This is a genomic window from Streptomyces sp. NPDC006384, assembly GCF_042870695.1.
Lineage (GTDB): Bacteria > Actinomycetota > Actinomycetes > Streptomycetales > Streptomycetaceae > Streptomyces.
The window spans coordinates 180,779-199,376 of the sequence record NZ_JBIAHR010000009.1; the positions used below are offsets into that span (position 1 = coordinate 180,779).

Sequence of the window (18,598 nt, forward strand, 5' to 3'; positions counted from 1 at the left end):
GCGAGCCGCGAGCCGCGAGCCGCGAGCCGCGAGCCGCGAGCCGCGAGCCGCGAGCCGCGAGCCGCGAGCCGCGAGCCGCGAGCCGCGAGCCGCGAGCCGCGAGCATAGGCGGCCGTCACCTTCCGTACAGGGCCGGCCGTGATCGGTAGTCGGCCGCTGCGCGTTCCGGTCGGCCATGACGCCGAGCGGTGGAGCACCTTTCACGGGGAGAGGACGCTGGTCGTCGCCGCGCGCACGGTCACGTCGACGGCACGGGTCCTGGAGTGCCTGCCGGCGTTGGTGCGCGGCGACCGCAGGGTGACCGTCGTCTTCGCCCACGATCCGACCTCCGCCTTCGACGACGGCGTCCTGGACCTGCTGCACGACGCCGGCTGCCGGGTCATGCCGTGGCAGCAGCTGGACAGCGTCTCCCCCGACCTCATCCTGACCGCCAGCGAGAACATCGACGTGCCGGAGGACGACTGCCCGGTACTGGTCCTGCCGCACGGCGTCGGTTTCCACAAGCACGTGCCGGACTCCCGTTCCCCCCGCCACCGGCTGTCGGGTGTCGTGCCCGACTCCCTCCTGGAGGCGGGGCGCGCCTGGCTGGCCGTCTCCCACCCCGCCCAGGAGGAGCAGCTGCTCCACACCCACCCGAAGGCCGCCGGCCACACGCTGCTGGTGGGGGACCCGTCCTTCGACGAGCTGCGCGCAGGCCTCCGTCGCGCGGCCTCCTACCGGAGCGCGCTGGGTGTCGCCGACGGCCGGCAGCTGGTGGTCGTCAGTTCGACGTGGGGGTCCACGTCACTGCTGGGCCGGGTCCCGGACCTCACGGAGCGCCTGCTGGCCGAACTGCCGTACGACGAATACCGCGTGGCCGCGATCGTCCACCCCAACGTCTGGGCCGCCCACGGCGCATGGCAGATCCGCACTCTTCAGGCGTCGGCGCTGGACGCGGGGCTGCTGCTGGTTCCGCCGGTGCACGCCTGGCGGCCGGTGCTGGCGGCCGCGTCGGTGGTCGTCGGCGACCACGGTTCGGTGACCCTGTACGGGGCCGCCCTGGGCAAGCCGGTCCTCCTCGCCGCCTTCGGCAGCGACGCCGTACCGGATACGGCCGTGGCCGCTCTGGGCCGCACCGCGCCACGCCTCGATCTCCGCGGCGGGCTGCGCGGCCAGATCGAGGACGCCGTCCGCACACACGCGGCCGACCGGTACGCGGACATCCGCGACCAGGCGTTCGCGGAGCCGGGGCATGCTCTCGCCCGGCTCCGCACGGAGCTGTACCGCTTGATGAGGCTTCCGGAGCCGCCGACCGCGCCGCCCCGCGCGGTGCCGCCCCGTCCCTTCGCGGCACGGCCGCAGCAGGTCACTTCGTGGCTGGTCGTCACGTCACTGGAGCCGGGCGCGTCACCGGTGCGGCCGCCGGCTCCCGCGGACACCGCGGCTCCCGTGGTCTCCCTGTGCCGTTTCCCCGCCGCGGTGCGCCGGGACACCGACGAGGCCCCGGGCACGTTCGTCCATCTCGCCAGCGACGAGGAGGAGCCGGACGCCGGTCTGCTGGAGAGCGCGTCCGTGCTCGTCCGCCGCACGCCGATGCCCACGACGGCTTCCGCGCGGGACTGGATCCGCGACACGCTGGCCAGGCTTCCGGGGAGCCTTCTCGCCGCCGTGGCCCTGCGTGGGGGCGGCAGCCTCGTGGGTCTGCGCGACGGCCGTACGGTGCTGGCGACGGGCGCCGGGTGTGTCACCGATCCCGGCCTGCTTGCCGCGGCCGTCCACACCGTCCTGCGGGCGGAACTCCCTCCGGCGGGTGCTTTCACCGTGCGTCTGGGAGGACTGGGCGAAGCGACGGTCCTCCTCCGTCCCCACCCGCACCGGCTCACGGCCGGATGAGACGGCCGGGGCCCGGGGGGCGTCCCTTCCAGCCTTCCAGCTCATCGCTCCGCGCTGCGCTCCAGGCGCTCCTGGAGCGGGTCCGCGGCCGGGTTGCCCTCCTCCCGGTAGATCTGGAGAGCGCGCCGCAGGTGCGCGCGTACCGCCGCCTTCTCCGCTCCCGTCCGTTCCTCGACGTCCGCCAGGGCGAGGAGTGCCTGGGCCTCGTAGTGCGTGGCCCGGCACGCCCTGAGGGTCTCGGCCGCCGTCCTCAGGGCGTCGATCGCCTCCGGTGAACGGCCGAGGCGGTCGTACGCGAGGCCGGTGGCGAGGGTGGCCCGTGCCGCCATCCGCTCGTCGTGGACGGCCTGCAGCTCGCGTCGTGCCCGCAGCAGCGTCTCCAGCGCCGTCGCGTGGTCGCCGCGTGCTCCCCGCGCGCATCCGAGGAAGTAGGCGGCGATGGCCGCGCCGCGCCGCTCGCCCGCCTCCTCGTTGAGTTCGAGAGACCGCCGGTACGCCGTGATCGCCCGGTCGGGATCGACGTGTTCCCAGTACCGGCCGAAGAACTCCTGGACCGAGGCCCGCAGCACCGTGTGTCCCGAGACCTCGGCGCACGCCTGGGCACGTTCCAGTTCCGTGCGCGCGGCGTCGAACTCCTCCAGGTCCATCAGCGGCCGTGACAGGAGGCTGCGGAGCCTGGCCTCGGCCGCCGGTTCCACGCACCGTGCCGCCGCTCGCGCCCCCAGTTCCAGGGACTCCTTCCAGGCGCCGAGATGCCGGTGGTGGAGGAACAGCACGGTGAACGCCTCCGCCAGTTGCCACACCTCGGTGGTGAAGCCGGCGTCCGACGCCTGCCGCAGCACGTCGAGGACGGCGCGGTGTTCGGCCTCGAGCCAGTCCAGCGGGTCGGGGCCGTCCGGGGAGGCGAAGGGGTCGGCGGCGCCTTGCAGCAGTCCGCTCAGGTCGGCGATGCGCAGCCGGTCCTGTCGCACCGCGCGGTCGGCGAAGGCCGTCAGCGCCAGGTAGTGCCGCAGCACACGGCGGATCACGTCCCGCCGCGCGTCGTCCGCTTCCTCCTGCCGGGCCCGGTCCCGTGCGTGCAGGCGTGCGAGGTCGTGGAAGCGGTAGCGGCCGTCGGGCCCCGTCGCCTCGAGGAGCCGGACGTTCTCCAGGGTGCGCAGCAGGGCGTGGGCCGTCTCGGAGGCCAGGCCGGTGGCGGCCGCGGCCGTGCCGGCATCGAAGGTGCGTCCGGGGATCCAGGCCGCCAGGCGGTACATGCGGGCGGCGTCCGGCGGCAGTTCCCGGTAGGTGAGGTCGAAGACGACGGACACCGAATGTTCCTCTCCCAGGGACAGGCCGGCCAGTCGGCGTGTCTCGTCCGCCAGTTCGCCGGCCAGCCGGGTCACGGTCAGTCCCGGTGTCGTCTGCAGTCGTGCCGCCAGTACGCTCAGGGCCTCGGGCAGGCCGCAGCACAGGTCGACGATGCGCTCGGCGGCCTGCCGGTCCGCGCGTACGGTGTCCTCGCCGCACCATCGGGCGAGCAGGCGCACCCCGCTGTCCGTGTCGAACGGCGGGATCTCCAGCAGCTTGGCGCCCGACATGATCAGCTCTCCCAGCCGGGCGTGGCTGGTGGCCAGCAGTACGCTGCCGGGCCCCTTGGGGACGAGTGCCCTGACCTGGCCGGGGTGGCTCACGTTGTCGAGAACGACCAGCAGCCTCCGTCCCGCCGAGCAGGTGCGGAACATCGCGACGCGCTCCTGCAGCGTGTGCGGGATGGCGGAGTCGCCGACGCACAGGGCACGCAGGCAGTGCCGCGCGGCCTCGGACACGTCTCCTCCGCCCGACCGTCCGGCCAGGGCGTCGAAGTCGACGTAGATCTGGCCGTCCGGGAAGAGCCGCCGCCCGTGTTCCGCCCAGTGGCTGACGACCGAGGTCTTGCCGACGCCCCGCAGTCCGTAGACCAGCCCGAGACCGATCCGCCTCGCGGCGGCCCCCTGCCCGTCGCCGAACAGGGCGTCCAGCCGTGCCACTTCGTCGGTGCGGTTGATGAACTCGAACAGCACCGGCGGCACCTCGTCCGGCCGGAAGCCGGGGCCGGGGGCCGGCTGCTGCTGGACCTGGAACGTGATGCCGCCGTGGATCTGGTGGGCCTGCACGCTGGGCCCGTGCACCGTTCCGGAGAGGTCGTTGCCGTACCTGACGGTCTCCGGCACCCCGACGGGCTCGCCCGCCCGGTTGCCTGTCATTCCGTCACGGGGGTGCCGGAGGGGCGGGGCGGTGTGCTGGTGAAGGTCAGGTGGGAGAACTTCTCCCCCTGGAGGACGGGTCCGTTGACCGTGGCGGTGCCGCTGATGCTGTTGTGGACCGAGACGCCCGGCCGGTCCGCGTGCTGCGGATCGATCTCGTCCAGCAGCCGCCGGAGCTCCCGCGCCGCCTCGGGGTCGGCCCGCAGCACCCTGCGCAGGCGCAGCCGCCACTCCTCCTCGACGTCAGAAGCCGCGTCCTCGTCACCCGCCTCGCGCACCGCCAGCAGTTCGCTCCGGGCCGCCGTCAGTTCCCGCTCGGTGTCCGCCTCGTCACCGCCTCGTGCGAAGAGCCGGACCACCCGGGTCCTCACCTGGTCCCAGGCGTCGGAGACCATCAGGCCGACCACGGTCGACGCTCCCGTGGCCGCCAGTGCCGCCAACTCCGCTTCCACACCGACCCCCTTGTGTGCCCGGTCTCCTTTCTACCCGCTGACGGGTCCGGGGCATAGGCCGCCCCCGCCGCCCACGGCCGGCCCCGGGCGGCCCCCGGGCGGTCCCTAGGGGGTGACGGCGTCCTCCAGGGTCTCGCACACCTTGAGGATGCCGTCGACCCCGGTGAGTTCCAGGATCCGCCGCAGCTGGAGCGTCGGGGCGACCAGGCGCAGGTCGGTCGACTGGTGGGTGAGGATCAGCAGGTTCAGGAACGACGAGTCCGCGAACTCGACGCCGGAAGCCTCCAGGATCACCGTCCGGTACTTCCGGGCCGCCGCACCCAGGGCGTCCGCCAGGGGCGCGACCGAGTGCATGTCGTAGGAGCCCCGTGCGACGACGACCCGGGCGCCCCGCCATTCGTACTGCAACACCGTCGCCTCACTCGTCGTCGTCACATCGACCTGCGCGGGCGACGGCACTCCGCCCCCGCCCGCGTCGCCCCCGCGCATCGGCGTGACGACCTCGTCCAAAGACACCCTCGAGTCCCTCCTGAGACTCCCCCGCGGGATCAGCCGATCATTACCCGAAAAGTATGTCACGTATTTAGTATCCGGCAAAGAGTATCCTAGAATGCTGTGCATGGTGGGAGTGCCTGAATCGCATACCGGATGGACGTTCGTCACCAACCACGCGCGGGTACTGGCGGCCATCGCCGACGATCCGAACATCCGGATCCGGGACATCGCCGCCCGCTGCCGGCTCACCGAGCGTGCCGTCCAGCGGATCATCTCCGACCTGGAGCAGGACGGTTACCTCTCCCACACCCGCGTCGGCCGCAGCAACACCTACCGCGTCGAACCGGACAAGGTGCTGCGTCACCCGGCGGAAGCCGGCCTGCCCGTGGCCTCCCTGCTCTCCCTGCTGGTGCAGGACGAGAACGACCGCAGGGACAACCCGGCCGGCCGGCCGGCGGGCCCGGCCGGCTCCGGCGACGCGGAATAGTCCGTTTCGCGGCACGGAGACACAGCGGCATAGTGGAGGGGAGGCGGTAGCGGTGACAGCCGTCGCTCCCGTCTCCTCGGCACGGGCCGGCCGGGCCCGCCGAGTCATCCGTTCCGGCTGGGCCCGGAAGCCCTGCCGGCGCTCACGTGCCGGCGCGGGGTCCCGAAGGTCCGGGAAGGGCACCGCATCATGGCCGACGAGGCGTACCGACTTCCGGACATGACCTCCTTGCTGCTGGAGACCGGCTCGCTCGAGCAGTTCCTCCAGACCCTGGTCGACAGCGCGCTGTCCATGACACCCACCGCGCACGGTGCCGGCATCACCCTGGAGCGGCAGCACCGGCCCTTGACCGTGGTCGGCGCGGGCACCGGCGCCGCCGACCTGGACGAGGCCCAGTACGGGCAGGACGACGGCCCGTGCCTGCAGTCCCTGCGCACCGGTGCCGAGATTCTCGTGCCGGACATGCTGGACGAGGACCGGTGGGGCCCCTATCCCGCCTACGCCGCGGCCAGCGGGACCCGGTCGTCCGTCTCCCTGCCCATCGCCGCACACCCGCACACCGCCGGCGCCCTCAACCTGTACTCGGCGAAGTCGGACGGCTTCACCGAACCCGACCTCACCGGTCTGCGGGCCCTCGCCGCCCAGGCCACCGGGGGCATCACCCTGGCACAGCGCCTGGCCGACGCCCAGCAGTACGCCGCCGACCTCCGGCAGGCGATGGAGTCCCGCAGCGTCATCGACCAGGCCATCGGCGTGATCATGGCCCAGCAGCGGTGCCCGGCCGACGACGCCTTCACGCTGCTCCGCAAGGCCTCGCAGCGCCGCAACGTCAAGCTCCGCGACCTGTGCGGCGAACTGGTCGCGGGCGTCGGCGGAGCCCCGCCCTCGAACGGCCGGACTCTGCGCCCCCGTCCCTGACGCCGGGCCTGCCGCCGGGCCGGGGGGCGGCCCGGATCCGCGACGGGGCACGGGTGAAGCACGGCCGTCACCGGCCGGAGAGCTGACCGCCGGTGCGGCCGACGGCGCACGGCCCGCCGACCTCACGTGCCGGTTACGAATCTCTCAACCCCTGGTTGCGGCCCGGTGATCGGGCGAGGATGGGGGCATGACTCTGGCCCAGCGCGCCTTCGACCGGCTGCACGCCTGGCCCGACCTCTCCCCGGGACGGGCCAGCTGCGGAACCGGGCGGGCTCTGCGCTCCGTCCGTGACGAGATCGTCCACTTCCACTCGGACCGGGACGTGGACCTCCACCTCACCCACCGGGCCATCCAGCGCTTCCAGTACGACCTCGGCGGATCCAGCGCCGTGCACCTGGTGCCCGGCTCCCGGTGGGTGACCGTGCACCTGGACTGCGGTGCGGACGTCGACCTGCTGATGAGCCTCGTCAGCATCGCGCTGAAGGCCCAGCAGTCCGAGCCCGCCGCGCAGACGTCCCCGGACTGCAACTTCCGCCGTGTCACGGTGCTCCCCCGCACGGCGGCCGGGGAGTTCTGACTCCGCCGGGCGCCGGGCCGGTGCCGGACCGGCCGGACCGTGCAACGCGCTCGCAACCTTCCCCGTGCTGCCCTGGACGGATGCGCGACACATACGAGGAGACCCCACGCGTCGAACTCACCGCCGCGGCGGCCGAGCTGCTGCGGCGGCTGCGCGCGATGCACGGGCCGCTGATGTTCCACCAGTCCGGCGGATGCTGCGACGGCAGCGCCCCCATGTGCTATCCGGCCGGCGAGTTCCGCACCGGCGCCGCGGACGTCCTGCTGGCGGAGCTGGAGGTGGAGGGCGTCGGGGAGCCGGTCGCCTTCTGGATGTCGCGCAGCCAGTACGAGGCGTGGCGTCACACCCGTCTGATCGTCGACGTCGTGGAGGGCCGGGGCAGCGGCTTCTCGCTGGAGGCACCCGAGGGGGTGCGCTTCCTCATCCGTTCCCGGCTCGTGGGCTCCTGAGGCGTGTCCGGCGGGCGTCCTCGCCGGCGGGGGGCTCGATCCCCCAGGCGACGGCCCGGGCTGCCGCGGCCGCCCGGTTGGGGAGGTCCAGCTTGGCGAGGATGTGCTCGATGTGGGTGCCGACGGTGCGCGGGGTGACGCACAGCCGCTCGGCGATCTCCCTGTTGGTGCGGCCGGTGGTCAGCTCGGCCAGCACCTCGGTCTCCCGGGGCGAGAGCCCGCCGGGCCTGCCCGGGGCAGCGGCGGTCTCCCCGGGCGGCGCGCCTCCCGCGTCGACGGCCGCGGCGAGGGCCTCGGTGAGCAGCGTGACCGCGGCGCGCGCCGGGTCGGGCGTGCGCCGCGGCCGGCGGGTGCTGACGTTCAGCATGCCGACGTACCGGCCGTCGGCGGCGAACAGGCACTGGGCCACGCCGTCCTCGATGCCGAGGGGGTCCAGCACCTCCCGGAAGCCCGGGGAGGAGGCCAGGAGGGGCGGGGGGACGTCCCTGAGCCAGAGGCCGTCGCGGGCCGGACCGCGGAGCACGGTGAACACCGGGTCCCGGTGGAGCCGGGTCTCGATGTAGGCCGTGGCGTCGTCGGGGTAGCTTCCGGCCAGGGTGGTGTGGCGCCGGCGCCGCGGGTCCCAGCGGGCGAGGGAGGCGTGGTCGTACTCGATCACCTCCGCCAGCGCCGTCAGGACCGTGTCGGGTCCGGCCGCGCCGCTCGTGGCGCGGCGGGCGGCCTCCCGGACGTGGACGGCCGCGTCCAGGACGTCCGCCGTGCTCCGTCTCACCGCCATCCCCCAAGGATGATCACGTGCCCGGAGGACGTCAAACGAGTACGTCAGCCACGGAGGGTGTCGTGCACGACCCGCCCGTCCATCACGGTCATGACGACGGGCATCCCCGGGATGTCGTGGGGGTCGGCGGCGAGCAGATCCCCGTCGAGCACGCAGAGGTCGGCGGCCTTGCCCGGCTCCAGGGAGCCCTTCCAGTCGTCGGCGAAGTCCTGCCAGGCGGCGTCGATCGTGTAGGTGCGCAGCGCCTCGGCCAGGCCGATGCGCTGCTCCGGGCCGCTGACCCGGCCGGCGGCCTTGGACTCGCGCAGCACCATGGTGGCGACGCCCTGGCGCCAGTCCGGGTGGGTGACGGGGGCGTCGGAGCCGCTCGCGACCCGCACTCCGGCGTCGAGGGCGTCGCGGTAGGGCCAGGCGTACGCGGCCCGTTCGGCGCCGACGAACTCCTCCTCCATGTCGGCGACGGTCCACTTGATGGTGGGGTTCATGTTGGCGCCGAAGCCGTGCTCGGCCAGCAGTTTCATGCTGTGCGGGGTGAGGAAGTCGCCGTGGATGACGTAGTGGCGGGCGTCGGGCCGCGGGTGTCCGGTCGCGGCCGCGGCGAAGGCCTCCGCGACGGTGTCGCCGGCCCGGTCGCCGGTGACGTGGACGCCGACCTGGTGCCCGGCGGCGTGGGCGTGGCGGATCATGGCACCGATCTCGGCGACCCGCTCGGCGTCGGTCTCGCCGCCGACGCACAGGGAGCCGCAACCGCCGCCGAGGTACGGCTCGTGCATCCAGGCCGTCCTGTTGGGGACGATGCCGTCGGCGAAGATCTTGACGCCGTGGATCGCGAGGCGGCGCGGGTCGGTGCCGCCCCGCTCGCGGGAGGCGTCCAGGGCGTCGAGGGTGCGGGCGAACTCCTCGGCGGTGCTCGCCATCCCGGTGGGCAGGAGCAGGACGCCGACCCGTGCGGTGAGTTCGCCGTCGGCCAGCAGCCGGCGGTAGACGTCGAGCGTCCGGGAGCCGAGGGCGCCGCGCATGATGCCGTCGCCGCCGGGGCCGAGTCCGGGTTCGGTGTAGCTGGTGATGCCGAGCCGGGCGAGCGTGGCGAGGGTGGACCTGATCGCGTCGGTCCGCTCCTGCGGGCCGAGCGGCGGCAGCGCGTTCTGGACCAGGGCCTGGGCGCCTTCGTGGAGCAGCCCGGTCGGCTCCCCCGCCACGTCCTTGACGATGGCCCCGCCGGGCGGCGCGACGGTGTCCCGGTCGATCCCCATGAGGCGCAGGGCCTTGGAGTTGACCCAGGTGGCGTGCCCGGAGAAGGAGTAGAGGACGACGGGGTGGTCCGGGCTCACGGGGTCGAGGTCGTGCCGCGTGGGCAGCCGCGACGGGTCGGCGAGGCATTCGCCGAGGTAGCCGGTGTCCCAGCCGTGCCCGGTGATCCACCGGCCGTCCCCGGTGCGCCCGACGGCCTCCCGCACGGCCTCGGCGACGTCCGCGAGGCAGGACACGGCGGGATGGCCGACGTCGACGGAGAGCGGCGGCGTCGACATGCCGAACGCGCATCCGTGCAGGTGCGAGTCGTTGATGCCGGGAAGCAGGGTGGCGCCGCGCAGGTCGACGACACGGGTGCCGGGTCCGACGAGCGGGGCCACGTCGTCCCGTCCGCCGACGGCGCTGATGGTCCCGCCGGTCACCGCCAGGGCCGAGGCGACGGAGAACTCCGCGTCGACCGTGACCACCCGCCCGCCGAGGAACACCAGATCCGCGTGCATGTCCACAAAGGTCCTTCCGGGAATCGGGGGCACCACGGCCGCCCGTGAACGATCTCCCGAGGACTATGAACCAGGCGTCCGGGCCCGCACATCGGTCGTTCCACCGATACGCGCCGGCCCGCCCGGCGGTGCGCGGGCGGGATCCGGGGGCGGGGACCCGCGACGACCGGGCCCCACCCCCGTCCTCTCACGGTCTGAGGCTCCCGACGATGTCCGCCGTGGCCGTCAGACCGCTGTGGATGGTCGGGGCGATGCTGGTGCTGGCCAGGTAGAAACCGAGCAGCAGACAGACCAGCGCGTGCGAGATCTTCAGCCCGCCGTTGCGCAGGAAGAGCACCGCCAGGATCGTCAGCAACAGCACCACAGAGATGGAAATGGCCATCGGGAACCTCCTCCGCCACGTCCGCTTCGCGGCGTTCGGCCGCAAGTGTGGCGTAACGGAGGGTTGGTCCGGGCGGCTGACCTGTCCGCCGAACGTGTGGTGTTCCGGCGGGCCCTACATGTTCCGGTGGGCGTCGAGGAACGCTTCGAGGCCCGCGAGGTCGTCGGTGTTGAGATGGTCGACGCCGGCGGCGAGCAGTTCGGTCCACACCGCGTCCCGGGCGGGCCCCGGCAGGTCGGGGGTGGCCCAGAAGCGCACCCGCTGTCCGCGCCCGTGCGCCGTGTCGACGATGCCGCGCAGCTTGCGCCGCTCGGCCTCGGGGAAGGTGCCGACGCCCCGCCAGGTGAAGTTGAGCGACCAGTTGTCGCTGATCAGCGGCGCGAAGGAGGCCGGGGCCGCGGTGCCGAGGTCGGCCAGGCGGCCGTCGTAGAAGGCCATGCGGGTGCTCTGGGCGGCCATGGGGACGCGGGCGGCACGGTCGCCGGAGACGACCACGGTCACCGCGCCGGGGCGGACGCGGCCGTGCGCGTAGCGGGTGAACAGGTGCTTGTGGCGGCGCAGTCGGCGGTCGAGCGCGAGGTAGGCGGCGGCTCCGTCGGTCTTGATGTCGACGAGGAGCTGCAGGGAGCGCCGGTCGTGCCGGTACACGCGGCCGTGGTGGGCGCGGACCCGCGCGGCGAGGGGTCCAGGTAGAGGGATTCCAGGGTGCGGGACGGGTCGAGGTCCTCGGGGTCGTGGGCGACGAGGAGCTGGTCGCCGACGAGGTGGATGTCGGCCTCGACGCTGCCGAAGCGGTGGTCGAGGGCGTCGAGGAGGGGGCGGGGGTGCTCGTAGTCGTTGTGGGCGTGCGCGCGCCACAAGGGGCGGGGTCCGTGCCCGCCTTCGCCCGCCAGCGCGGTGCCGGCGGGGAGGGCGACCGCGCCCGCGAGGGCCGCGCCGAGGGTGGTGAGGGCTCCGCGTCGGGTGGTGAGGGCCATGCTCTGCCTCCCTGGTGATGCCGTACGGGACGCCTGTGAGTATGGGGTCCGGGGGCACCGAAGGAGCAGGGCCGTGCGCCGAGTTGGCCGAAGCGCCGCCGGCCGTTCACTTCGCGGGGCGGCGCGCGCAGGAGATGCCCGCTCCCGCGGAGGGGACGGGCATCTCCTGCCGGCGGTGCGTCAGGGGGCCTGCAGGCCGGTGAGTCCGGCGAGGGCCGTGCGATGGGCGCCCGCCGTGCCGTGGGCGAGGGAGTCGGCCTTGGCGCGCTTCAGGTAGAGGTGGACCGGGTGTTCCCAGGTCATGCCGATGCCGCCGTGCAACTGCAGCGCCTCCTCGGCGGCGTGGACGGCGACCCGGGCCGCGTACGCCTGGGCCACGGCGACGGCCACGTCGGTGTCCTCACCGGTCGTCAGCGCGTCGGTCGCGTTACGTGCGGCGGCGCGCAGGCCCGCGACCTCCAGCCACAGCCGGGCCAGCCGGTGCTTGAGCGCCTGGAAGCCGCCGACCTGCCGGTTGAACTGCCTGCGCTCCTTGAGGTAGCGGACCGTCTCGGTCAGCAGCCACTCGGCGAGGCCGAGTTGCTCGGAGGCCAGCAGTCCGGCCCCGGTCCGCAGGGCGCGCCGTACGGCGTCCTCCGCGTCGCCGATCCGGTGCCCGGGCGCGCCGTCGAGGGTGACCGTGGCGAGGGGGCGGGTCAGGTCCAGGGAGGTGCGCGGGGTGACGGTCACCGCGTCGGCTTCCACGGCGTACAGGCCGCCGTCGTCCGCCGGGACGAGCAGGACGTCGGCCACCGCGGCGTCCGCGACGCCGGTCAGCTCGCCGTGCAGCGCTCCGCCCTCGACGCGTGCGGCCGTGCAGGCGGCGCCCGGTGCGGTGTGCAGGCCGACGGCGAGGGCGCCGATGCGGCGGCCGGAGGCCAGCTCGCCGAGGAGATCCTCGGCGTCGCAGGCCAGCAGGGCCTCGGTGGCGACGACGGCGCTGGTCAGGTAGGGCACGGGGGCGACGGAGCGGCCCAGCTCCTCCAGGGCGACGGCGGCCTCCCGGTGGGTGGCGCCCTGGCCGCCCAGCGCCTCGGGGACGAGCAGACCGGCGAGGCCCATGCCCTCGGCCAGCGTCTTCCACAGCGCCAGGTCGTGGGGCGCGTCGGACTCGGTGCGCGCGAGGACGCCCGCCGGGTCGCAGTGGTCGGTGAGCAGGTCCCGGACGGCGGCGCGCAGCGCCTCTTCCTCCTCCGAGTACAGCAGGTCGGGCTGTGCGCTCATCGGGCCAGGTCCTTCCAGGCGACGTCCTTGTCGGTGCGCGGTTCGGCGGGCAGGCCGAGGACGCGCTCGGCGACGATGTTCAGCAGGACCTCGCTGGTCCCGCCCTCGATGCTGTTGCCCTTGGAGCGCAGGTAGCGGTATCCGGCGTCGCGGCCGGTGAAGTCCACCAGCTCGGGCCGGCGCATGGTCCAGTCGTCGTACAGCAGCCCCTCCTCGCCGAGGAGTTCGACCTCGAGGCCGCTGATCTCCTGGTTGAGGCGGGCGAAGTTCAGTTTCATGCCGGCGCCCTCGGGGCCGGGCTGGCCGGCCGCCAGCTGCTGGCGCAGGCGTACGCCGGTGAGCCGGGCGACCTCGGCCTCGACCCACAGGCCGAGCAGCCGCTGGTGCAGGTCGTGGGTGCGCAGCTCGGGGCGTTCCCGCCAGGTCGCGGCGATCTTGCCGATCATGCCGCCCTCGCGGGGGATCGCGGTACCGCCGATGGCGACGCGTTCGTTGTTCAGCGTGGTCTGCGCGACCCGCCAGCCGTCGCCGATCTCGCCGAGGCGCATGGAGTCGGGGATGCGGACGCCGGTGAGGAAGACCTCGTTGAACTCGGCCTCGCCGGTGATCTGGCGCAGCGGCCTGACCTCGACGCCGGGGTCGGTCATGTCGCAGAGGAAGTAGGTGATGCCCCGGTGCTTGGGCACGTCCGGGTCGGTGCGGGCGATGAGGATGGCCCAGCGGGCGAGGTGCGCGCTGGAGGTCCACACCTTCTGCCCGTCGACGACCCAGTCGTCGCCGTCGCGGACGGCCCGGGTGCCGAGGGCGGCGAGGTCGGAGCCGGCGCCGGGCTCGCTGAAGAGCTGGCACCAGACCTCCTCGCCCGTCCACAGCGGGCGCAGCAGCCGGCGCTTCTGCTCCTCGGTGCCGTACTGGAGGATCGTCGGGGCGGCCATGCCGAGGCCGATGCCGATGCGCCGGGGGTCGTTGTCGGGGGCGCCGGCGGCCGCCAGTTCGGCGTCGACCACGGCCTGGAGGGAGCGGGGGGCGCCGAGTCCGCCGAGGCCCTCGGGGTAGTGCACCCAGGCGAGGCCGGCGTCGAAGCGGGCCCGGAGGAAGTCGAGGCGGCCGGTGCCGGCCGGGGGGTGCGCGGCCAGCAACTCCTGTACGCGGCAGCGCAGTTCGTCGGCGTCGGTCATGCGTCGGCTCCCTTCTCCAGGACGACGGCGACCCTGCCGGTCGTCTTCCCGTCGGCCACGCGCTGCACGGCGTCCGCGGCTCCCTCCAGCGGCACCCGCTCGCTCACCAGGGGCTTGATCGCGCCCCGCGAGGCCAGTTCGGTGAGCTGCTCGTGACAGTGGCGCACGAGGTCCGGGTTCTTGGTGTTGTACAGGCCCCAGTGGAGGCCGAGAACGGCGTAGTTCTTCACCAGGGCGTGGTTGAGCGCCGGGCTGGGGATGGTGCCGCTGGCGAAGCCGACGACGACGATCCGGCCTTCGAAGGCGACGGCCTTGGCGGACTGGGTGTAGGCGTCGCCGCCCACGGGGTCGTAGACCACGTCGGCGCCCCGGCCCCCGGTGGCCTCCTTCACGGCGGCGACGACGTCCTCGCTGCGCCGGTCGATGACCACGTCGCAGCCCAGCTCGCGGGCGACGGCGGCCTTCGCGGCGCCGCCGACGACGCCGACGACCCGCGCCCCGGCGGCCTTGCCGAGCTGCACGGCCGCGCTGCCGACCCCGCCGGCGGCGGCGTGGACCAGCAGGGTCTCGCCGGCCTCCAGGCGGGCCCGGCGGTGCAGGCCGAACCAGCCGGTCTGGTAGCCGATGTGCAGGGCGGCGGCCTCGGCGTCGTCCAGGGTGTCCGGCGCGGGCAGCAGGGCGCGGGCGTCCGCGAGGGCGTACTCGGCGAAGCCGCCGTGGGGCAGCGCCGGATTGGCGATCACGCGCCGCCCGTCCTCGGTCTCGCCGCAGACCTCGACGCCCGGGGTGAACGGCAGCGGCGGCCTGACCTGGTACTGGCCCCGGCACAGCAGGGCGTCCGGGAAGTTGATGTTCGCCGCCCGGACCCTCAGCAGCACCTGACCGTCGCCGGGCACCGGTGGTGCCACGTCACCGAGACGCATCACCTCGCCCGGCTCGCCGTTCTCGTGCACCTGCCATGCCTGCATGCGGGGCCTCCACGCGACTGTCGGACCGGTTCTCCCGCATACTAAGCGGTCGCTTGCCGATCAGGGAACAGGTCGCGCCGGGGCAGCCATCACGACCGGGCGGGTGTCACGGCCGGGCGGGCCGCGCGCGTACGTGCATCCGCTCCCCCTGCGGGCCGAACAGGCTGAGGAACTCCACCGGCCCCTCCCCCGTCGACCCGAACCAGTGCGGCACCCGGGTGTCGAACTCGGCCGCCTCCCCCGCGCCGAGCACCACGTCGTGCTCGCCGAGCACCAGGCGCAGCCGGCCGGACAGGACGTACAGCCATTCGTACCCCTCGTGGGTCCGCGGCTCCGGCTCCTCCTGCCCCTGCGGCACCAGCACCTTGAACGCCTGGAGGCCGCCCGGCTGCCGGGTGAGGGGCCAGTGGGTCCGGCCGTGGCGCACGATCGGCCGGGCCCGCACCCGGGGGTCGCCGACCGGCGGCGCGCCGACCAGCTCGTCCAGCGGCACCTGGTGGGCCTGGGCGATCGGCAGCAGCAGCTCGAGGCTCGGCTTCCGCAGTCCCGACTCCAGCCGCGACAGGGTGCTGACCGAGATGCCGGTCGACTCGGACAGGGCGGCGAGGGTGACCTCGCGCTCCTTGCGGATCTGCCTGAGCCGGGGTCCGACCCCGGCGAGTACGTCGTCTGCAGTCATGGGGCCATTCTTGCAGAACCGGCAAATGTATTTGTCAATCCGGTGGTGTGCGGGCGACCGTGTGACCAGGAGGTGGTCACCCATGACCGAGAAGCAGGAACTGCCGGAGCGGTACGCGGGCACGCACACGCAGGGGAACACGGACGCCTACGAAGTGATCGTCGTCGGGGCGGGCGCGGCCGGGCTGTCCGCCGCGCTCGTCCTCGGCCGTTCCCGGCGCCGCACCCTGGTCGTCGACGCGGGCGAGCCGCGCAACGCCCCCTCGGACCACATGCAGGGTTACCTGACCCGGGACGGCATGCAGCCCGCCGAGTTCCTGGCGCTCGGCCGGGAGGAGATCGCGCGCTACGGCGTCGAGCTCGTCCGGGACCGCGCGGTGGACGTGACCCGGGACGGGGACTTCGCCGTGGAGCTGGCGGGCGGGCGGACCGTGCGGGCCCGCCGGCTGATCGTCACCACCGGACTCAGGGACGAACTGCCGGACGTGCCCGGGGTGGCCGAGCGGTTCGGGCGGGACGTGCTGCACTGCCCGTTCTGCCACGGCTGGGAGGTGCGCGACGAGCGTTTCGGCGTCCTCGCCGCCGGCCCCTCCAGCGTCCACCAGGCGCTCATGGTGTCCGGGTGGTCGGACGACGTGACCCTCTTCCTGCACACCGTCGCCGAGGAGGAGCTGTCCGACGAGGACCTGCGGCGGCTCTCGGCGGCCGGGGTGAAGGTGGTGCCGGGGGAGGTCGCGGGGCTGGAGGTCGAGGACGACCGGATCACCGGGGTCCGGCTGGCCGACGGGACCGTCCACGAGCGCTCGGTGGTCTTCGTCGCCCCGCGGGCCGTGCCGCGGACCGGCCTGATGGAGCGGCTGGGCGCCGAGCTGCGGGAGACCCCGTTCGGCGCCTACCCGGTGGTCGACCTGACGGGCCGGACCAGCGTGCCGGGCGTGTGGACCGCCGGCAACGCGATGGGCTTCGCCGAGCAGGTCGTCCACGCGGCGAGCGGCGGCTACCGTGCCGCCACCGCGATCGTCGGCGACCTGATCATGTCGGACCTGGACGCCCGCATCGACGCGTAGCCCCGGGACGCGGCCCCCGCCGGCACGCGCGGCGCAGCCGGAACGGCCCGCCGCGCCGCCGGAAGCGGTGCGCCCGTGCGGGTGTGGCCCCGCCCCCGCCGGTGCACCATGGCCGCATGCCGTTCACCGCCCGTTCCGGAGCCGCCCCGTGAGGCGCAGTGCGGGCCTGCTGCTGCACCGGCGCTCGCCCCGGGGCACCGAGGTGCTGCTCGGCCACATGGGCGGCCCCTTCCACGCCCGCCGCGACGCGGGCGCGTGGACGATCCCGAAGGGCGAGTACGACCCGGCGGAGTCCGCCTGGGACGCGGCCCGGCGCGAGTTCGAGGAGGAGCTGGGGCTGCCGCCGCCCGACGGCGACGCCGTGCCGCTCGGCGAGGTCCGCCAGTCCGGCGGGAAGATCGTCACGGCGTGGGCGGTCGAGGCCGACCTCGACCCGGCGGCGGTCGTCCCCGGCACCTTCCGCATGGAGTGGCCGCCGCGGTCGGGGCGGACCGAGGAGTTCCCCGAGCTGGACCGGGTGGCGTGGTTCACGCCGGCCCGGGCGCGCGAGGTGATCGTCGGGGCGCAGGCCGCGTTTCTCGACCGGCTGGCTGAGCACTCGCACTGACGGGACCCGTCCGCGTTGCGGCACCCCCCGCCGCGGGCCAGGGTCGAAAGCACGACAGCGCACCCAGGGAGGTCGGCCATGCCCATCGCGACGGTGAACCCGGCGAACGGCGAGACGCTCAGGACGTACGAGGCCATGGGCGAGGAGGAGATCGAGCGCCGGCTCCAGCTCGCGGAGGCCACCTTCCGCACGTACCGGACGACGCCCTTCGAGGAGCGGGCCCGGCTCATGCACCGGGCGGCCGACCTCCTGGAGGCGGACCGGGACGAGATCGGCAAGGTCGTCACCACCGAGATGGGCAAGCCCGTCACGCAGGCCCGCGCGGAGGCGGCCAAGTGCGCCAAGGCGATGCGCTGGTACGCCGACCACGCCGCGGAGCTGCTCGCCGACGAGGAGCCCGCCGAGGCGGACGTGAAGGACTCGGGCGCCTCCCGTGCCCTGGTCCGCTACCGGCCGCTCGGCCCGGTGCTCGCGGTGATGCCGTGGAACTTCCCGCTGTGGCAGGTGATCCGCTTCGCCGCGCCCGCGCTGATGGCGGGCAACGTCGGCCTGCTCAAGCACGCCTCGAACGTGCCGCAGACCGCCCTGTACCTGGAGGACCTCTTCCACCGGGCGGGCTTCCCCGAGGGCTGCTTCCAGACCCTGCTGATCGGCTCGGCGGCCGTGGACGACGTCCTGCGCGACGAACGCGTGCGGGCCGCCACCCTCACCGGCAGCGAGCCGGCCGGCCGCGCGGTCGCCTCCACCGCCGGCGAGATGATCAAGAAGACGGTGCTGGAGCTGGGCGGCAGCGACCCGTTCGTCGTCATGCCGTCCGCGGACGTCGACCGGGCCGCCGAGGTGGCGGTGACCGCGCGCACGCAGAACGCCGGCCAGTCCTGCATCGCCGCCAAGCGGTTCATCGTGCACACGGACGTCTACGACGCCTTCGCCGAGCGCTTCACCGCGGGCATGAAGGCGCTCAGGGTCGGCGACCCCATGGACGAGGAGACCGAGGTCGGCCCGCTCTCCAGCGAGCAGGGCGTGAACGACCTGGTCGAACTGGTCGACGACGCGGTGCGCGGCGGCGCGACCGTCCTGTGCGGCGGCGAACGCCCCGACGGGCCCGGCTGGTACTACCCGCCGACGGTGCTCGCCGACGTGAGGCGCGAGATGCGCATCCACCGCGAGGAGGCCTTCGGCCCGGTCGCCACGCTGTACCGGGCGGCCGACCTGGACGAGGCCGTGCTGATCGCCAACGACACGGACTTCGGACTCAGTTCCAACGTGTGGACGCGTGACGAGGCCGAGGTGGACCGTTTCGTCCGGGACCTGGAGGCGGGCGGCGTCTACGTCAACGGGATGACGGCGTCCCACCCGGCGTTCCCGTTCGGCGGGGTCAAGCGGTCGGGGTACGGGCGTGAGCTGTCCGGGCACGGTATCCGCGAGTTCTGCAACATCACCACCGTATGGCACGGGGCGTGAGGCTTCCGGG

At 74.0% G+C, this 18,598-nt stretch carries 18 protein-coding genes and 1 pseudogene; 8 read left to right on the plus strand and 11 right to left on the minus strand.

Annotation, left to right across the window (positions count from 1 at the left end):
• The first annotated feature begins 138 nt into the window (after positions 1-138).
• Positions 139-1,872, plus strand: a complete 1,734-nt coding sequence (locus ACFYOJ_RS14695) for a hypothetical protein (protein ID WP_356551032.1) — start codon at positions 139-141, stop codon at positions 1,870-1,872.
• Between the two features lie 41 nt (positions 1,873-1,913).
• Here ACFYOJ_RS14695 and ACFYOJ_RS14700 read toward each other — a convergent pair whose 3' ends face one another.
• The 3 genes from ACFYOJ_RS14700 to ACFYOJ_RS14710 form a co-directional block, all read right to left on the minus strand.
• Complete coding sequence (locus ACFYOJ_RS14700; RefSeq protein ID WP_356551031.1) at positions 1,914-4,097, minus strand: hypothetical protein; 2,184 nt, start codon at positions 4,095-4,097, stop codon at positions 1,914-1,916.
• Positions 4,094-4,549, minus strand: a complete 456-nt coding sequence (locus tag ACFYOJ_RS14705; RefSeq protein ID WP_356551029.1) for a hypothetical protein — start codon at positions 4,547-4,549, stop codon at positions 4,094-4,096. Before ACFYOJ_RS14705 ends, ACFYOJ_RS14700 begins: the two co-directional genes overlap by 4 nt.
• A 105-nt stretch (positions 4,550-4,654) precedes the next feature.
• Positions 4,655-5,065, minus strand: a complete 411-nt coding sequence (locus tag ACFYOJ_RS14710) for an STAS domain-containing protein (RefSeq protein ID WP_356551027.1) — start codon at positions 5,063-5,065, stop codon at positions 4,655-4,657.
• Positions 5,066-5,168: 103 nt separating this feature from the next.
• Between ACFYOJ_RS14710 and ACFYOJ_RS14715 the strand changes: the two genes are divergently transcribed.
• From ACFYOJ_RS14715 to ACFYOJ_RS14730, 4 genes are all read left to right on the plus strand, one after another.
• The gene (locus ACFYOJ_RS14715; RefSeq protein ID WP_356551025.1) at positions 5,169-5,531 is read left to right on the plus strand and encodes a winged helix-turn-helix domain-containing protein; all 363 of its coding nucleotides are present in this window, start codon (positions 5,169-5,171) and stop codon (positions 5,529-5,531) included.
• 189 nt (positions 5,532-5,720) lie between these two features.
• Positions 5,721-6,449: a GAF and ANTAR domain-containing protein gene (locus tag ACFYOJ_RS14720; protein ID WP_356551023.1), complete on the plus strand. Its 729-nt coding sequence runs from the start codon at positions 5,721-5,723 to the stop codon at positions 6,447-6,449.
• A 187-nt stretch (positions 6,450-6,636) separates the two neighbouring features.
• Positions 6,637-7,026, plus strand: a complete 390-nt coding sequence (locus tag ACFYOJ_RS14725; protein ID WP_356551021.1) for a luciferase family protein — start codon at positions 6,637-6,639, stop codon at positions 7,024-7,026.
• An 80-nt stretch (positions 7,027-7,106) separates the two neighbouring features.
• The gene (locus ACFYOJ_RS14730; protein WP_356551019.1) at positions 7,107-7,475 is read left to right on the plus strand and encodes a DUF779 domain-containing protein; all 369 of its coding nucleotides are present in this window, start codon (positions 7,107-7,109) and stop codon (positions 7,473-7,475) included.
• Here the strand turns inward: ACFYOJ_RS14730 and ACFYOJ_RS14735 are convergent.
• The 8 genes and pseudogenes from ACFYOJ_RS14735 to ACFYOJ_RS14770 form a co-directional block, all read right to left on the minus strand.
• Complete coding sequence (locus ACFYOJ_RS14735; protein WP_356551017.1) at positions 7,447-8,253, minus strand: LuxR C-terminal-related transcriptional regulator; 807 nt, start codon at positions 8,251-8,253, stop codon at positions 7,447-7,449. The two genes, ACFYOJ_RS14730 and ACFYOJ_RS14735, sit on opposite strands and share 29 nt — an antisense overlap.
• A 44-nt stretch (positions 8,254-8,297) precedes the next feature.
• On the minus strand, positions 8,298-10,004 hold the full coding sequence (locus ACFYOJ_RS14740) for an amidohydrolase (RefSeq protein WP_356551015.1): 1,707 nt from the start codon (positions 10,002-10,004) through the stop codon (positions 8,298-8,300).
• A 187-nt stretch (positions 10,005-10,191) separates the two neighbouring features.
• Positions 10,192-10,386 carry a hypothetical protein gene (locus ACFYOJ_RS14745; RefSeq protein ID WP_356551013.1) on the minus strand — a complete coding sequence of 65 codons (195 nt, stop codon included), beginning with the start codon at positions 10,384-10,386 and terminating at the stop codon, positions 10,192-10,194.
• Positions 10,387-10,500: 114 nt separating this feature from the next.
• Positions 10,501-11,363: pseudogene (locus tag ACFYOJ_RS14750) on the minus strand (phosphatidylinositol-specific phospholipase C/glycerophosphodiester phosphodiesterase family protein).
• A 180-nt stretch (positions 11,364-11,543) separates the two neighbouring features.
• Positions 11,544-12,626, minus strand: coding sequence for an acyl-CoA dehydrogenase family protein (locus ACFYOJ_RS14755; protein ID WP_356551011.1), 1,083 nt, complete (start codon positions 12,624-12,626; stop codon positions 11,544-11,546).
• Entirely contained in the window at positions 12,623-13,804 is a 1,182-nt protein-coding gene (locus ACFYOJ_RS14760; RefSeq protein ID WP_356551009.1) for an acyl-CoA dehydrogenase, read from the minus strand. Before ACFYOJ_RS14760 ends, ACFYOJ_RS14755 begins: the two co-directional genes overlap by 4 nt.
• On the minus strand, positions 13,801-14,772 hold the full coding sequence (locus tag ACFYOJ_RS14765; RefSeq protein WP_356551008.1) for an NADPH:quinone oxidoreductase family protein: 972 nt from the start codon (positions 14,770-14,772) through the stop codon (positions 13,801-13,803). Before ACFYOJ_RS14765 ends, ACFYOJ_RS14760 begins: the two co-directional genes overlap by 4 nt.
• A 106-nt stretch (positions 14,773-14,878) precedes the next feature.
• Entirely contained in the window at positions 14,879-15,451 is a 573-nt protein-coding gene (locus ACFYOJ_RS14770) for an XRE family transcriptional regulator (protein WP_356551006.1), read from the minus strand.
• Between the two features lie 82 nt (positions 15,452-15,533).
• On the opposite strand from ACFYOJ_RS14770, the gene ACFYOJ_RS14775 reads away from it, so the two are divergent.
• From ACFYOJ_RS14775 to ACFYOJ_RS14785, 3 genes are all read left to right on the plus strand, one after another.
• The gene (locus ACFYOJ_RS14775) at positions 15,534-16,517 is read left to right on the plus strand and encodes an NAD(P)/FAD-dependent oxidoreductase (protein ID WP_356551005.1); all 984 of its coding nucleotides are present in this window, start codon (positions 15,534-15,536) and stop codon (positions 16,515-16,517) included.
• Between the two features lie 148 nt (positions 16,518-16,665).
• Entirely contained in the window at positions 16,666-17,124 is a 459-nt protein-coding gene (locus ACFYOJ_RS14780) for an NUDIX domain-containing protein (RefSeq protein WP_356551003.1), read from the plus strand.
• 78 nt (positions 17,125-17,202) lie between these two features.
• Positions 17,203-18,588, plus strand: a complete 1,386-nt coding sequence (locus tag ACFYOJ_RS14785; protein ID WP_356551002.1) for an NADP-dependent succinic semialdehyde dehydrogenase — start codon at positions 17,203-17,205, stop codon at positions 18,586-18,588.
• Positions 18,589-18,598: the final 10 nt, after the last annotated feature.